Source organism: Ruegeria sp. L11, assembly GCF_056531755.1.
This window is the reverse complement of sequence record NZ_JBQFMI010000010.1, coordinates 1-14,771: the sequence shown is the minus strand read 5'-3', so window position 1 is coordinate 14,771 and position 14,771 is coordinate 1. Positions and strand designations below refer to the sequence as shown.

Below are 14,771 nucleotides of genomic sequence, written 5' to 3'. Positions count from 1 at the left end.
GTTGAAAACACGTGGTAGAACACATTCATCAAGATCAGACCTGTCCCTGACCCGTGAGTGTGAGATGAGCGACGATCCCTATTCCGTCCTTGGCGTATCGAAAGACGCCAGTGCCGACGAAATCAAGAAAGCCTACAGGCGTATTGCCAAGAAGTGCCACCCGGACCTGAAACCCGGCGATGCCAAGGCCGAGGCCAAATTCAAGGCCGCAGCTGCTGCGTATGACTTGCTGAAAGATCCTGAAACCCGCGCCCGTTACGACAATGGCGAAATCGACGCATCGGGTCAGGAACGCCCGCAACAACACTATTACCGGGACTATGCTGAGGCCGCTGGAAACCCCTATCGCGGGCGTCAGGCGGACCCGGACGACATGTCGGACATCTTTGCCGAATTCATGCGCGGCCGCGGTGGATTTGGCGGCCAGCAAAGGCATGAGTTTCATGCGCCGGGGCATAACCTGAATTATTCCCTGCAAATCAGCTTTCTGGATGCCGTGTTTGGCGCCAGCCAGAAATTGACCCTACCAGACGGTAATCGGATCGAGGTCAAGATCCCCGCCGGTATAACCGAAGGTCAGACCATCCGCCTGCGCGGCAAGGGTGCTCCGGGTTATGGCGAAGGCCCTCCGGGGGATGCGTTGGTGACCGTCACGGTCGCCAAACATCCGGTGTTTGACCGTCAGGGCGACGACATCCATATCACGCTGCCGATCAGCATCGATGAGGCCATTCTGGGCGGGAAAGTCGCCGCCCCCACCATCGATGGCGGTGTGAACGTCAATGTTCCGGCGGGCACAAGCAGCGGCAAAACCCTTCGCCTGCGCGGCAAGGGGGTGAAGAAGCGCGGCTCGTCCCTGCGCGGCGACCAACTGATCGAATTGACTGTCTCGATGCCCGACAAGATCGATGATGATCTCAGGCAGTTCATGGAGACATGGCGCGAAACGCACCGCTACGATCCGCGGAAAGGAATGCCGTCATGACCCTGACCGAAAAGGAACTGATCGAAACCGTCTCGCGCCTGACCTCGGACCGCCTGACCGAGTATCTTGCGGCCGAAATCGTGATCCCTGAACAATCGGAGCAGGGGCTGGTCTATCACAGTATCGACGTTGCCCGGCTGGAACTGGCTTGCGAGTTGCACGAGCAATACGACATGGAGGCCGATGCGCTGTCGATGATGATCTCATTGATTGATCAGATGCATGGGCTGCGCGCTGAACTGCGTGAGGTTCTGAACGCAGTCGAGGCGCAACCCGAGCCGGTGCGCAAACAACTGATCGAGGTCATTGGCACAGCGCGGTTCCGTCGCAGATAACAGGGTTTTGGGCGCAATGATTTTGGCGTAGAAGGCCGCCTTGATCCTTTGTCAGGTAGCTTCCATGACCCAGCCCAGATCCGAATTGCTGATGCCTGCGGGCAATCTGCGCAAACTTAAACTCGCCATCCTCTATGGGGCAGACGCCGTGTATCTGGGCACGCCGGATATGTCGCTGCGCACCAAGTCCGAGTTTTCGCTGGACGAGGTGATTGAAGGGATCGAGTTCTGCCACAGCCATGGCCGGCGCGCCTACCTGACACTGAACCTGTTCTCGCATAACAAAGACATCCCGAAGCTGGATGAATATATCGACACGGTGCGCAAGGTGCAGCCCGACGGGTTGATCATCGCCGATCCAGGCGTGTTCCAATACGTCCGCGAGCGCGCGCCCGAACTGCCGCTGCATATCTCGACCCAGGCCAATATCTGTTCGTGGCTGTCGGTGAAGTTCTGGCAGGATCAGGGCGCCGAGCTGGTGGTTCTGGCGCGTGAGGTTTCCTATCCCGAACTGGTCGAGATCCGTGAGAAATGCCCTGATATTAAGCTAGAAGCCTTCGTGCACGGTGCTATGTGCATGACCTATTCGGGCCGTTGTCTGCTGTCGAATTTCATGGCCGAACGCGGGGCCAACCAGGGCAACTGCGCCAATTCCTGTCGCTGGAACTATGGTCTGAAACTGCGCCTCAAGGATGGCACACATCAGGAGCTGCGTATCACCGAGGAAAACGCCGACCTGTTCGAATTCCTGCTGGAAGAAGGCTGCCGCCCCGGTGACCTGATGCCCATCGAAGAGGATGATCGCGGCTCGTACATCCTCAACTCACGCGACCTCTGCATCATGCCGAAGCTGAACGAGTACCTGAAAATCGGTGTCGACAGCCTCAAGGTCGAAGGGCGCGGCAAATCGGAATACTACGCCGCGATCGTCGCGCGGGCCTATCGTATGGCCATCGATGACTATTTCGCGGATCCCGAAAACTGGGACCCCAAGCCTTACATGCGCGAGCTCGAAACCGTCGGAAATCGCGGCTATACGCTGGCCTTTCACGAGGGTCGGCTGACAAACTATGCACATGATTACGAACACACGGCCTCGATCTCGCAATGGGAATATGCCGGGATCGTCACCGAAGTGACCGAGGATGCCTTTCTGGTTGAGGTGAAGAACAAGCTGGAACCGGGTGATGTGCTGGATTTCGTCTCGCCAGTCGCACGCGACACGGTTCTGCTGCGGGTCTATGATTTCGAACGCGCCCATGATGGCGCACGGTTGGACGTGGTTCATGGCAGCACAAAAACCATCATCCGGTTGCCTTTCACCCTGTTTGATCACGAGGATATCGACGATCTGCGCGCCCGTTTTCCGGTCTATTCAGTGCTGCGCAAGGAACGCGCCCTGACCGACGAACACTGGAGCCGCATTCGCTTTGACAAGCTCGTGCAGGGATTGGAAACCTCCGGTCGCGACAATTCAACAGCTTATGCACGCCGTCGCGATGATCTGGTTGAAAAGATTGGCGAAGACGGTAACGAACGCCGGTTCAAGACAAACCGCATCGGCACGGAAGGATGCTGCGGCAAGGGCTGCAACGGATGCCTGATCTTCTGGCAGGATGACAAATACGCGTTGGCCCGCGAGGTACTGTCCAAACGAAAACAAGGCGAACAGCTCAGCCGCCGTGAGGCGACAGAACTCAAGCTGCCGGGTGAACCGGCTTAGTTTCCCACCCGATATTCTTCGGGGATAAAGAACGTATAGTCGCGATCCGCCACTTGCTCGTGACAGACATGGCAGTACGCGACCTCACTGGCGCGGTCCCCCATAGTATCCCCGAACACCGACCCGTCCGGCAGCACCATTATATAACGCCAGTCAGCGGTGATCGGGCTGGTACCGTCTGGCAATTTTTCCATTATGAACATGGCGCCTGGATGTATGTGACCTTCATCGGTCACCGTCATGCTGTCCTTGGCAAGCACCGATCCCATGGGAAGTTTTTCGCCTTGCTGCAATGTCCCGTAGTTATGTGCCATTCGGTTGGCATACGAGTTTACGTAACGCTGCCCGTGCGTGGCCGAGATATAAGGCGCGTCGTTAAAAAGCGGCCAGCTTTGGTAGTTGAGGATCAGATCCAGTTGCGCCGCGGCATACCCCCGTGCCATGCGACGGCTTAGTGAATGGTAGTGGGCCGCGGCCTCATCCTTGCTCAGCTCTGCCGGATTTTCGATCGCGATATGAGCGTTGTGACCATCCGCCGTTGCCAGTCCTGAAGAAATCAGAAGTATCGCGCACGCAATGGCTTTGTGCTGGAGAATTATTCGTAGATAGGAGTCCATTATTACGACCCACCTGAAAATCAGTTCGCCTGAGCGCCACGTGACGACAGAGTTCTTATTCTAGCGGCTCCGGGAACTCTTACCAGCTCAGGTCCCGGAATCTCACCGCCTTGTGCATCGATTTGAACCTGCATCCTGCGGCATTGAATCATTGAAATATAGCAAATTATGCATATTGAATCAGCATCTGAAACATTAAGTTTACAGGCACACTTCATGCGTGCAGGCGGTCATCTTGGACAATCAAAGCACGACCACCCGATCCATGATGAACCGAACAGAAAAACTACGGGGTTAAACCGGCTTCGGACTCAATTTGTTTGCGCGATTTGCGGGCACGTTCGGTTGCCGATTTCAACTGACCGCACGCCGCCATGATATCCTCGCCCCGTGTCTTGCGAATGGGAGAGGCGTAGCCTGCCTGATAGATGATGTTGGCAAAAGCGCGGATGCGGTTGTTCGAGCTGCGCTTGTACGGCGCGCCGGGCCATTCGTTAAACGGGATCAGGTTGATCTTGGCCGGAATTTTGTGACGCTTGATGTGGTCGATCAAACGATGGGCATCCGCGTCGCTGTCATTCACACCGTCCAGCATCACGTATTCGAACGTGATCCGCTCGGAGTTCGAGGCATTGGGATAGCTGGCCAGCGCCTGCAACAACTCCTCGATATTCCAGCGTTTATTGATTGGAACCAGAACGTCGCGGGTTTCATCCGTGGTTGCATGGAACGAGATCGCCAGCAGACAGCCGATTTCCTCAGCCGTGCGCGCAATTTCGGGTACCACTCCACTGGTCGACAGCGTAATGCGGCGGCGCGACAGGGAAATCCCCTCGGGGTCCATCGCGATCTTCATCGCATCGCGGACGTTTTCGAAATTGTAAAGCGGCTCGCCCATTCCCATCAGAACGATGTTTGACAGAAGGCGCGTTTCATCCTTTGGCGCACCGGGGGTCGGCCATTCGTCAAGATCGTCGCGCGCCATCATGATCTGCCCGACAATTTCGGCAGATGTTAAATTACGTACAAGCTTCTGGGTGCCCGTATGACAAAACGAACATGTCAGTGTACATCCGACCTGAGATGAAATGCACAGCGTACCGCGATCTTCTTCGGGGATGTAGACCACCTCGACCTCGTGCCCGCCCGCGATACGGCACAGATATTTGCGGGTGCCGTCCTCGGATACCTGTCGGGTCACCACCTCGGGTATCTCGACCACAAAGTTTTCGGCCAGTTGCGCACGGTACGCTTTGGCGAGATTCGTCATCTGGGAAAAATCGCGCACGCCCCATTGATAGATCCACTGCCAGATCTGACCGGTACGCATCTTTGCCTGCTTATCGGGCGTACCATGTTCGATCAGGACCTCGCGCAAACGGTCGCGGGTGAGACCGACAAGGTTCACCTTCCCCTCGGGCAATTTGCGAGGGAGGGTCATGACGTCTTGAGTGATCGGCGCTTTGGGCGACATTGTGGTACCTGCTGAGGCGTATCTTCAAGGATTCTGGCTTGGGATGCGCCTCTATATAGGAACCTGTGCAAAGATCAAAAGGAATCGTTTCAGTCAGTCTGCAAAACTCAACAGTTCCTCAACGCGTGCCCGCCCCAAATTCACCCGGCATGATGTGATTGCGATACCTGTACCCGATCCGCCACCAAACGACGCGCCGACGGCGGTGCAATGCGTATCGCGATAGGTTTCCCAGGCCTGTTGCGCCGCTATGAGGGCAGGTTCAGCCACTATCCGCCCGGTGACCTCGTCCAGCTCCTTGGCAGATTGTACCGCCAAATCAAAACTCACCTGCAGCGCGCGCGAGACCCGTGCTTCCATCTCTCCGACGCAGGATCCGATTTCGACTTGTGATCCGGCGTCGGAACATTCCAACGCCGGGTCGGCGGTTGCGGTGGCTGGCAAAAGCAGCGCGATCAAGATCAGACGCATGGCCGCCTCATTCATCCATTCAGCTGGGGTCAGGCCAGAGTAACATGTTTTGCCAGAAAGGTTTAGATGCCGGTTGGCCCCCTAAACCAACGGAAATGCAGTTCCGCGTCAGACACCCGCGGGTGGGATATAGCAATCTTCGGCATCCAGGGTCTTGACCGGATCGTTCGGTCCGCATTGTTCGCCGGTTACAGGATAAGTCTCGCCCTTGTTTTCGCAGGCACTCAGCAGCATGGCTGATATCATCATCAACGCGACAAGAGATTTGTTCAGCATGGTGGCAACTCCTTGGTTTCTCTTGAACTGATTAGTTCGGAAATCGTCAGGGCTCACATTGATACGGATCAAGTAAACGGGTTGATCCTGCGTAAAGTTGCATCTTGCGCTCTGGGGTGAGTAACAGTGCTGTTCCACATTGTTATTGAGTTCTGCGGTGTTGAAGGTTCCCCATCTCAGAGGGTTTCAACATAACTACGACGGAAGCGCTTGTGTGGCATACTGTTTGAATGCGGAGCGTACCGAAAGCGGCGCTCGGTGATACTGAACCCCGACATGCACAAATAAGAAAAAGCTTACGCAAAGTCGGTGGCGCATCTAACATGGCGTCACGCGGCGGCGCGCTAGCCTGCCCGTTTGAAGGCGCAATTTGCTCAATGCCAATGCTAAGCGCCCCATCTTTCCACAATCCCTTCAATAGAACTAAGGTCATTGAAAATGATTTCAGCCGAATATTGCCAACTCATGGCACGCTACAACAGCTGGCAAAACTCCTCACTCGTTACAGCGGCCAACGAATTGACAAATGCCGAGCGTTGGATGGATCGAGGCGCTTTTTTTCAGTCCATCGCCGGGACATTGAACCACCTCTATTGGGCCGACGCGCTTATCCTTGAGCGCATTAAAGGCAATGAACGCCCACAAGATACGATCACACACTCACTAACCAGTCCAACAGACTGGTCTGAGTTCAAAAGCTTACGCATAGAACGAGACGCGGAAATCGAACGGTGGGCAGCCAGTACAACCGACACAGATCTCAAGGGCGCGATCAAATGGTACCCTCCGGACGGCTCTGCCAAAATTGAAATGCCGAAAGCTGTCTGTGTCGTTCAGCTTTTCAACCACCAAACCCATCACCGGGGACAGGTACATGCCATGCTCACTGCGACAGGGGTAACTCCTGAACCAACGGACATTTCAGGAATGCCGTAGCAATTGCTGAACGCCGTTGACCGTAGCCAATCAAAAAAAAAGCCCCGCCAAAGACGGGACCATTTGCTTAGGTCGGGGTGCTTACTTGGTGCAGCGCTTTTCGGCGTCTTCGATTGCTGCGGTAAAGCCCAGCAGCGAGAAGGTGTCCTTGGTTTGTGTGCCGCGTTCGGACCGGGCAGTCAGAACAGCCTCGGTTCCGCGTTTCAGCGCGGTGACGATCTTGGCGTCATCTGCATCTGATGCGGGCCAGGCCCACTCACCTTCGGTGAACAGTTCAAACTCGGACCCGTCGACATTCAGGTTCACCGTCGATCCAGGAGCAAACGGGTAGCCGCCGGTAAAGGTCACTTGCCCTTTGACCTCGGCATTGGGGCGATAGAACACAAACAACAGGATGTCGCTGCGCCGCACGGATACGACGCGCCCGCCCCGGGTGTTCACGGTTTCCTTGGGGGCCGAAACGCTCCAGCATTCGGTGGGATCATCTTCGACAAAAACGCTCCAGTCCGTTTTTGCAGCAACCCGGTTTGTGCTTGTCGCCTGTTGGGCGAGTGCAGACGTTGCGGCGATGCCTGCCACACACAGGCCCGCAATCGTACGAACGAGCATTGATCCCATTTGTCCAGCCTCCTAGCTCGACCGATACCTCAAATCCATCGGACATGGCTGCGAACCCTTCCGGCCCGTCTATTCCGTTGCGCATTCCGATGATTGCCGACATACACACACTAACGCAGGTTTCGCCACAGGCGAAAGGGCGATTGGCAGATTTTTGCGCATAAATTTCGGAGGTCCTGATGACGCAGCCCGTAGCAATGACAGAACTGTGGCGCGGCAAGTTGCTGGAAAGCCTGCATCTGGGCCACGCGGTCATCTGCGACGACACCGGCCAGATCGTGCGCAGCTGGGGCGACCCGCAGGCGGTTATCTATCCGCGCTCATCCGCCAAGATGATTCAGGCGCTTCCGCTGGTCACGTCAGGAGCCGCGGCAAAATACGGATTGAACAGCGAACATCTTGCGCTGGCCTGCGCGTCACACAACGGGGCCGCGATCCATACCGACCGCGTGACGGCGTGGCTTGATCATCTGGGGCTGAGCGAGCACGACTTGCGCTGCGGGCCACAGGAGCCGGCAGACACTGCCGCGCGGGATCGGCTGATCCTGGCGGATGACACCCCGTGCCAGATCCACAACAATTGTTCCGGCAAGCATTGTGGTTTCCTGACACTGGGTCAGCATATGGGCGCAGGGCCGGAATATCTGGAAATTGATCACCCGGTGCAACAGGCCTGCTTGTCTGCCATCGAAGAGACGTCAGGCGAAACCAGCCCCGGTTACGGTATTGACGGCTGTTCCGCCCCGAATTTCGCCGTGTCGCTGGCCGGGCTGGCCCGGTCGATGGCGTGGTTCGCAAGCGCCTCGGATCGGTCCGACCGTTCCAGCGAGGCGGCGGTGCAATTGGTGGCGGCAATGGTGAAACACCCGGAACTGGTAGCCGGTGAGACCCGTGCCTGCACCGAACTGATGCGCGCCATGAACGGGCGCGTCGCCATCAAGACCGGGGCCGAGGCGGTGTTTGTGGCCATCATCCCGGAAAAACGCATGGGCGTTGCGTTGAAGATCACCGATGGCACCACACGGGCCAGCGAATGTGCCATCGCCGCTATTCTGGTGAGCCTTGGTGTGCTGGAGGCCGATCACCCGGCCACCCGCAAATTCATGAACGCCACGCAATACAGCCGCCGGGGGCTGGAATGCGGCGTGATCAAACCTGCGTCGGGTTTCCCCGGCTAAGGCCGCTACATCTCGATCTCGTGCACCTCGGCCACCTCGACCGAGCCCGAACCGTTGACGACCATCGGACAACCCTTGGCCATCTCGGTCGCGGCTTCGATGCTGTCGGCCTTAATCACGGTAAAGCCCGAAGCCGGGTTCGCACCGCCATTGTCGACAACCCCGCTGCTGCTGACCGTATAGGATTGTCCGACCGGGTTGCCGGGGATCTCTAACGCTTCGGCCATACCCTGAAACCATGCGCCCCAAGCGGCCATGGTCGCCTCGATCTCGGCGGGGTCGGTCGGGGTGTGTCCCCCGTGATAGACAAACAAATATTGGGGCATATCGCTCCTCCCTGATGAAACGTTATTTGCACTTCGCTTCGAGTTTGCGCAGCGAAGACGTCCAGCCCTGATTGTGGTTCGCGGCTGCTTCGGCATCGGCCAGTTCGCGGTGGTCCAAAACCAGGCGTGACCCCGTGCCTGTCGCTGTGACTGTAAAGATGACGTGGCTTTCGGCCCCGCGCTGATCCTGATCGTCATGCCAGCCCCAGGTAAACCCCACCGAGTTTGGCGGGTCGACATGCGTGACGTGGCCCGAGACCTTGTATTGCTGGCCCTCGCCGTTTTCCATGACCGAATACCACGGGCCGGTGCGCGAGAAATCCAGATTGTGTTCAGGCACGTGCATCCCTTCGGGCCCCCACCATTGCAACAACCGGCTGCCGTCGCTGATCCATGCAAACAGGTCTTCTGGGCTGACGGGGAAGTCCCGTTCCAGTTTCAGGTCGGCCATGAATTCTCCCTTTCGATGATATCACTGAGGCGATCGAGGCTGCTTTCCCAGAATTGCCGTTTGGAGATCGTCCAGTCGGCAATCATCCGCAGCCCGTCGGGCCGGATGGAGTACATCCGTTGGGTGCCCCGCACGCGCTGTTCAACCAGCCCGGCTTCGCGCAATACTTTCAGATGGCGCGAAATCGCAGCGCCGGACATTCCGCGCCCTTCGATCAGGTCACCGGCGGGCAGTTCGCCCTGCTCCATCAATTGCTCGACAATCGAGAACCGGGTGGCGTCGGACAAAGCGGAAAAGGTGGTCAGAAGCGTGCTCATGACCTATATTTAACACAAATGTTAAATAATGAAAAGCCCTGTCAAGACTCGACAAAATCCGCGCGACTGTACCCTTGCAGGTAAAGCAGTGCCGTCAGGTCGCCGTGATTCACCCGCACATCGCATTTCGCGGCCACCGACGGCTTGGCATGAAGGGCAACGCCGGTTCCGGCCCGCCCCAGCATGCCCAGATCATTGGCCCCGTCGCCGACGGCGATCACGTCAACTTCGGACAGGCCAAGGCGAGTGGAGATCTGTTCCAGCGCCTCGATTTTGGCCTGACGTCCCAGAATAGGACGCGCCACATCGCCCGTCAGTTTGCCATCTGCGGCCAGCAGAGTGTTGGCGCGGTTTTCATCGAACCCCAGCAGTTCTGCCACCCGCGTGGTGAAGGCGGTAAAGCCACCGGACACCAGTGCAGCATAGGCTCCGTTAGCCCGCATCGTTGCCAGCAACGCCTGTCCGCCGGGCATCAGCGTGATCCGTTCGCGCAGAACTTTGCCAATGACGCTTTCATCCAGATCCTTCAGCAGACCAACCCGTTCGATCAGGGCACCTTCGAAATCCAACTCTCCGTTCATGGCGCGGGCGGTGATGTCCTTGACCCTTTCGCCGACGCCAGCCTCATCCGCCAGTTCATCAATGCATTCCTGCTGGATCATGGTGCTGTCCATATCGGCCAGCAGCATCTGTTTGCGCCGCCCCTGTGCGGGCTGCACAATCAGGTCCACGCCCATGCCCTGCAAGTCTGCCCAAACGTCCCAGCGATTGGCGGGCATGTCGCGCAGGTCAAACTCGACCGCCTCGTCCGGGCTGAGCCACAGGACATCCCCACCGCCCCACGCGTTGCGCAGCGATTCTGGCAAGGCGCGGTCCAGTGAGGGTGCAGCCGGGTTGGTCAGCAAAGTGGCGACGTACATATTCCAATCTCCAGTGTCATACCCATGCGGAACGGTCAGGGCGTCAATGGTGTTCGACCTTGTTCGGTCAGTTCCCAGCAATTCTGTCCCTCGAATACGGCGACGCCCGTCGGGCGTCCGTACCCGGCCCCCGTGTCCAGATTGATCCGGTTGCCATAGTGCGTCGCCTGATCCACAGGCGTGTGTCCATGAACGATCAGTTTGGGATGCGGGCCTTGGTAGTCGTGGAAGTCCTGTCTGATCCAGATCAGATCACTTGCCTGCTGTTCATTCAGCGGGACACCCGGACGGATACCCGCGTGAACAAAGGCAATCTCGGGGGTCTGATGCATCACCACCAGATCGCGCAGGAAGGTCAGGTGCGACTTCGGCACCGCTGCCTGCGCCATCCTGTGCAGGTTTTCAAGGCGGATCTGACCTTCGAATTCCACCCCATAGCTGCGCAGGGTGTCGACCCCGCCCAACCTGTCATGCAACCAGTGGTATCCCACCAACAAATGCGGATCGTGGCGCGGAGTGTCTTCCATGAACCAGGCAAACATGCGGTCGTGATTGCCCAGCAGAGTAATCCAGTTCCGACCCGCATCACGCCCTTCAATCAGGCGTTCGATCAGCCCGCGACTGTCAGGGCCGCGGTCCACGTAATCACCCAGAAACACGATCTGAGCATCGGGTCCGCCGTCGCTTTGGATCAGGGACAGCGCACGCTCCAGCTCAGCCACCTGCCCGTGCAGATCACCAATAACATAGATTGGCTGCGTCATAGACGGCCTCCGGCGGTAAAGTTCAGCTTGCTTGTGCCTCAGATCATGGTTTGAGAGAACAAAGGACCCGGATATTCGCATAACCGGGTCCTGAACTGTTCCTCAAACTCAACAGCCCCGATCAGGCGACGTCGAATTCCAGTGGCTTGATCTGTGTAAACAGGCCTGTTTCGGCAAGCTTCGCCCGCGCTTCGGCCGGGACCGGTTCGTCGACGTAGAGCAGTGCAATCGCTTCGCCTCCGGCCTCAGCGCGGCCGAGGGTAAAGTTGGCGATATTGACGTTGCTCTCACCCATGGTCTGACCCAGCGTGCCGATGATGCCGGGCACGTCTTCGTTGGTGGTGTACAGCATATGAGCGCCGACCTCGGCATCGATGTTGATGCCCTTGATCTGGATAAAGCGCGGCTTGCCATCGCTGAACACGGTGCCGGCGATCGACCGTTCACGCTTGTCCGTTACGACCGTGACCTTGATGTAGCCATCAAAAACACCCGACTTGTCCTGATTGGTGGTCGAGATTTTGATCCCGCGTTCTTTCGCGACTACAGGGGCCGAGACCATGTTCACCTCGGGGTTGAACTTTTTCATGATCCCCGCGACCACGGCACAATTCAGCGCAGCCAGATTCATTTCAGCGGCCACACCGTCATAGAGGATATTGATCGCCTTGACCGGCTCGTCCGTCATCTGGCCGATGAAGCTGCCCAGATGACCTGCCAGCTTGATCCACGGCCCCATCAGCTTGGCTTCTTCCGCAGTCACGCTGGGCATGTTCAGCGCGTTTTCGACCGCGCCTGTCAGCAGGTAGTTCGAAATCTGTTCAGCCACCTGCAAGGCCACGTTCTCCTGCGCCTCGGTCGTCGCCGCGCCCAGATGGGGCGTGCAGACCACGTTGGGCAGGTTGAACAATGCGTTGTCCTTGGCGGGTTCCTCGCTGAACACGTCAAAAGCCGCTCCGGCAACATGGCCGGATTGCAGCATCTCGGACAGAGCCACTTCATCGACCAGACCGCCACGGGCACAGTTGATGATCCGTACACCCTTTTTGGTTTTGGCCAGATTTTCGCGGCTCAGGATGTTGCGGGTTTGATCTGTCAGCGGCACATGCAGGGTGATGAAATCGGCGCGCGCCAGCAGTTCGTCCAGCTCGACCTTTTCGACGCCCATCTTGGAGGCTTTCTCTTCGCCCAGATAAGGATCATAAGCGATGACTTTCATCTTCAGGCCCAACGCTCGTTCGCACACGATGCCACCAATGTTACCGGCACCGATCACGCCCAGTGTCTTGTTCGTCAGCTCGATCCCCATGAACTTGGACTTTTCCCACTTGCCCGCATGGGTCGAGGTGCTGGCCTCGGGGATCTGCCGCGCCACGGCGAACATCATCGCGATGGCGTGCTCGGCGGTTGTGATCATGTTGCCGAAGGGCGTGTTCATCACGATCACACCTTTTTTCGAGGCCGCCTCTTTGTCGACATTGTCAGTGCCGATCCCGGCGCGGCCGATGACCTTCAGCCTGTCGGCTTTTTCCAGCAGGGTCGGTGTGACCTTGGTGGCTGAACGGATGGCAAGACCGTCATATTGACCGATCACCTCGGCCAGCTTGTCCTTGTCTTTGCCCAGCTCGGGCATGAAATCCACGTCGATGCCACGGTCGCGGAAAATCTGCACTGCGGTTTCGCTGAGCTTGTCGGATACCAGTACTTTGGGAGCCATTTTGCTTGGTCCTTTGAATTCTTCAGGGGGATAGCGGGCTGACGCCCGCCCTATAACGGTGATGGGGTAGGCCGGGCTTCAGCCCGGCACATGAAACTCAGGCAGCCTGCGCCTGCGCTTTGATCTCGGTCGCAAAGGCCCAGGCCAGCCAGGGCAGCATCGCCTCGATATCCGAGGTTTCAACCGTACCGCCGCACCAGATGCGCAGACCTGCTGGCGCGTCGCGATAGGCACCGATATCCAGCGCGATATTCTCGGTCTCAAGCCGCTTGGCGACTGCCTTGGCAAAGGCTGCACCGTCCTGAATACGGGCATCGGTGAACTTCAGGCAGACGGATGTGTTCGAACGCGTCGCCTCATCCTCGGCCAGATTGGCAATCCAGCCGTTCTGGTCGCAGAACGCGTGTACCGCACCCGCATTGGCATCCGCCCGCGCGATCAGCCCCTGCAATCCGCCCACCGAGCGGGCCCAGTCCAGCGCAAACAGATAATCCTCAACCGCCAGCATTGACGGTGTGTTGATCGTTGCCCCGGTAAAGATGCCCTCGATCAGCTTGCCACCCTTGGTCAGGCGGAAAATCTTGGGCAGCGGCCATGCGGGGGTATAGCTTTCCAGCCGTTCAACAGCACGCGGGCTGAGGATCAGCATCCCGTGGGCTGCTTCGCCGCCCAGCACTTTCTGCCAACTGAAGGTCGTTACATCCAGCTTGTCCCAGGGCAGATCCATCGCAAAGGCCGCCGAGGTTGCATCGCAGATCGTCAGGCCCTGGCGATCATCGGCAATCCAGTCGCCATTGGGCACCCGAACACCCGAGGTGGTGCCGTTCCACGTAAAGACCACGTCATTTGCGAAATCAACCGAAGCCAGATCAACGATCTGCCCGTAATCCGCGGTTTTCACCTCGGCGTCGATCTTCAACTGCTTGACCACATCGGTCACCCAGCCGGACCCAAAGCTTTCCCAGGCCAGCATCTCGACCTTGCGCGCACCCAGCAAAGACCACAGCGCCATTTCAACCGCGCCAGTGTCCGAGGCGGGAACGATACCAATGCGGTAATCCGCCGGAATGCCCAGAATCTCACGCGTGCCTTCGATGGCCGCCTTCAGCTTGTCCTTGCCGACAGCGGCACGGTGCGACCGGCCCAATGCGGCATCGGACAGTTTTGTCAGGTCAAATGTGGGGGGTTTGGCACAGGGGCCGGAAGAAAAGCGCGGATTGGCCGGCCGCGTCGCCGGTTGTTCGATCGTCATGTGTATTACCCTTCCAGATACACGCCCCTCGTTGGGGAGGGGTGTCCCACGGACAGACCTAGGGGGCCTTCGCACCTGCAGCAAGCGGAAAAGACGCTTTACCGGGTAAAAACGACATCTGAAACGGGCACAAATCAGAACACGCGTTTCCGATTGGCGAAAAACCCCGCCGATGTTTCAGCGGGGTTTGTTTGTGTTACTCTGCGGCGTCTTCGTATGCGTCCATTGGTGGGCATGTGCATACGAGGTTTCGGTCGCCGTATGCGTTGTCGACGCGGTTGACGGGGGACCAGTATTTGTCGACGCCCATGGAACCCGGCGGGAAGCAGGCCTGTTCGCGGGTGTAGGGGCGGTCCCAGTCGCCGACCAGATCACGCACCGTGTGGGGGGCGTTTTTCAGCGGGTTGTTTT

At 58.0% G+C, this 14,771-nt stretch carries 18 protein-coding genes; 5 read left to right on the top strand and 13 right to left on the bottom strand.

All coding sequences use genetic code 11. From position 1 onward, the window contains the following. The first annotated feature begins 64 nt into the window (after positions 1-64). The 3 genes from ACR0CE_RS14930 to ACR0CE_RS14920 all read left to right on the top strand — a co-directional run bounded on the left by ACR0CE_RS14930 (position 65) and on the right by ACR0CE_RS14920 (position 3,043). The gene (locus tag ACR0CE_RS14930; protein ID WP_480833071.1) at positions 65-985 is read left to right on the top strand and encodes a DnaJ C-terminal domain-containing protein; all 921 of its coding nucleotides are present in this window, start codon (positions 65-67) and stop codon (positions 983-985) included. Further along, complete coding sequence (locus ACR0CE_RS14925) at positions 982-1,320, top strand: hypothetical protein (RefSeq protein WP_267363720.1); 339 nt, start codon at positions 982-984, stop codon at positions 1,318-1,320. The genes ACR0CE_RS14930 and ACR0CE_RS14925 overlap by 4 nt, the downstream gene beginning before the upstream one ends. A 64-nt stretch (positions 1,321-1,384) precedes the next feature. Next, positions 1,385-3,043, top strand: a complete 1,659-nt coding sequence (locus ACR0CE_RS14920; RefSeq protein ID WP_480833070.1) for a U32 family peptidase — start codon at positions 1,385-1,387, stop codon at positions 3,041-3,043. On the opposite strand, the gene ACR0CE_RS14915 is transcribed toward ACR0CE_RS14920, so the two are convergent. The 4 genes from ACR0CE_RS14915 to ACR0CE_RS14900 form a co-directional block, all read right to left on the bottom strand. Further along, entirely contained in the window at positions 3,040-3,660 is a 621-nt protein-coding gene (locus ACR0CE_RS14915; RefSeq protein WP_480493906.1) for a cytochrome P460 family protein, read from the bottom strand. The genes ACR0CE_RS14920 and ACR0CE_RS14915 overlap by 4 nt on opposite strands. A 286-nt stretch (positions 3,661-3,946) precedes the next feature. Further along, positions 3,947-5,134: a dual-specificity RNA methyltransferase RlmN gene (rlmN, locus tag ACR0CE_RS14910; RefSeq protein ID WP_480484163.1), complete on the bottom strand. Its 1,188-nt coding sequence runs from the start codon at positions 5,132-5,134 to the stop codon at positions 3,947-3,949. A 93-nt stretch (positions 5,135-5,227) separates the two neighbouring features. Then, positions 5,228-5,605: a lysozyme inhibitor LprI family protein gene (locus ACR0CE_RS14905; protein WP_480484164.1), complete on the bottom strand. Its 378-nt coding sequence runs from the start codon at positions 5,603-5,605 to the stop codon at positions 5,228-5,230. A gap of 108 nt (positions 5,606-5,713) precedes the next feature. Next, on the bottom strand, positions 5,714-5,881 hold the full coding sequence (locus ACR0CE_RS14900) for a hypothetical protein (protein ID WP_209505044.1): 168 nt from the start codon (positions 5,879-5,881) through the stop codon (positions 5,714-5,716). 465 nt (positions 5,882-6,346) lie between these two features. Between ACR0CE_RS14900 and ACR0CE_RS14895 the strand changes: the two genes are divergently transcribed. Beyond that, the gene (locus ACR0CE_RS14895) at positions 6,347-6,817 is read left to right on the top strand and encodes a DinB family protein (RefSeq protein ID WP_480559954.1); all 471 of its coding nucleotides are present in this window, start codon (positions 6,347-6,349) and stop codon (positions 6,815-6,817) included. Between the two features lie 81 nt (positions 6,818-6,898). On the opposite strand, the gene ACR0CE_RS14890 is transcribed toward ACR0CE_RS14895, so the two are convergent. Beyond that, the gene (locus ACR0CE_RS14890; protein WP_209505046.1) at positions 6,899-7,435 is read right to left on the bottom strand and encodes an invasion associated locus B family protein; all 537 of its coding nucleotides are present in this window, start codon (positions 7,433-7,435) and stop codon (positions 6,899-6,901) included. 179 nt (positions 7,436-7,614) lie between these two features. Between ACR0CE_RS14890 and ACR0CE_RS14885 the strand changes: the two genes are divergently transcribed. Then, positions 7,615-8,613, top strand: coding sequence for an asparaginase (locus ACR0CE_RS14885; RefSeq protein ID WP_480833069.1), 999 nt, complete (start codon positions 7,615-7,617; stop codon positions 8,611-8,613). Between the two features lie 5 nt (positions 8,614-8,618). Here the strand turns inward: ACR0CE_RS14885 and ACR0CE_RS14880 are convergent, their stop codons facing one another. The 8 genes from ACR0CE_RS14880 to ACR0CE_RS14845 all read right to left on the bottom strand — a co-directional run. Next, the gene (locus ACR0CE_RS14880; protein ID WP_267364302.1) at positions 8,619-8,939 is read right to left on the bottom strand and encodes a YciI family protein; all 321 of its coding nucleotides are present in this window, start codon (positions 8,937-8,939) and stop codon (positions 8,619-8,621) included. A 22-nt stretch (positions 8,940-8,961) separates the two neighbouring features. Beyond that, positions 8,962-9,390, bottom strand: coding sequence for an SRPBCC family protein (locus ACR0CE_RS14875; protein ID WP_480833068.1), 429 nt, complete (start codon positions 9,388-9,390; stop codon positions 8,962-8,964). Further along, positions 9,378-9,707: an ArsR/SmtB family transcription factor gene (locus tag ACR0CE_RS14870; RefSeq protein WP_480506475.1), complete on the bottom strand. Its 330-nt coding sequence runs from the start codon at positions 9,705-9,707 to the stop codon at positions 9,378-9,380. The genes ACR0CE_RS14875 and ACR0CE_RS14870 overlap by 13 nt, the downstream gene beginning before the upstream one ends. Before the next feature lie 41 nt (positions 9,708-9,748). Continuing rightward, entirely contained in the window at positions 9,749-10,627 is an 879-nt protein-coding gene (gene serB / locus ACR0CE_RS14865; protein WP_480833067.1) for a phosphoserine phosphatase SerB, read from the bottom strand. A 35-nt stretch (positions 10,628-10,662) separates the two neighbouring features. Next, positions 10,663-11,391, bottom strand: a complete 729-nt coding sequence (locus tag ACR0CE_RS14860; protein ID WP_480774128.1) for a metallophosphoesterase family protein — start codon at positions 11,389-11,391, stop codon at positions 10,663-10,665. A gap of 121 nt (positions 11,392-11,512) precedes the next feature. After that, complete coding sequence (serA, locus tag ACR0CE_RS14855) at positions 11,513-13,108, bottom strand: phosphoglycerate dehydrogenase (protein ID WP_480774129.1); 1,596 nt, start codon at positions 13,106-13,108, stop codon at positions 11,513-11,515. A 97-nt stretch (positions 13,109-13,205) separates the two neighbouring features. Continuing rightward, positions 13,206-14,360 carry a phosphoserine transaminase gene (locus ACR0CE_RS14850; RefSeq protein ID WP_480833066.1) on the bottom strand — a complete coding sequence of 385 codons (1,155 nt, stop codon included), beginning with the start codon at positions 14,358-14,360 and terminating at the stop codon, positions 13,206-13,208. Between the two features lie 196 nt (positions 14,361-14,556). Next, the coding region (locus ACR0CE_RS14845) for a hypothetical protein (RefSeq protein WP_480833065.1) at positions 14,557-14,771 on the bottom strand (215 nt) is incomplete at its 5' end.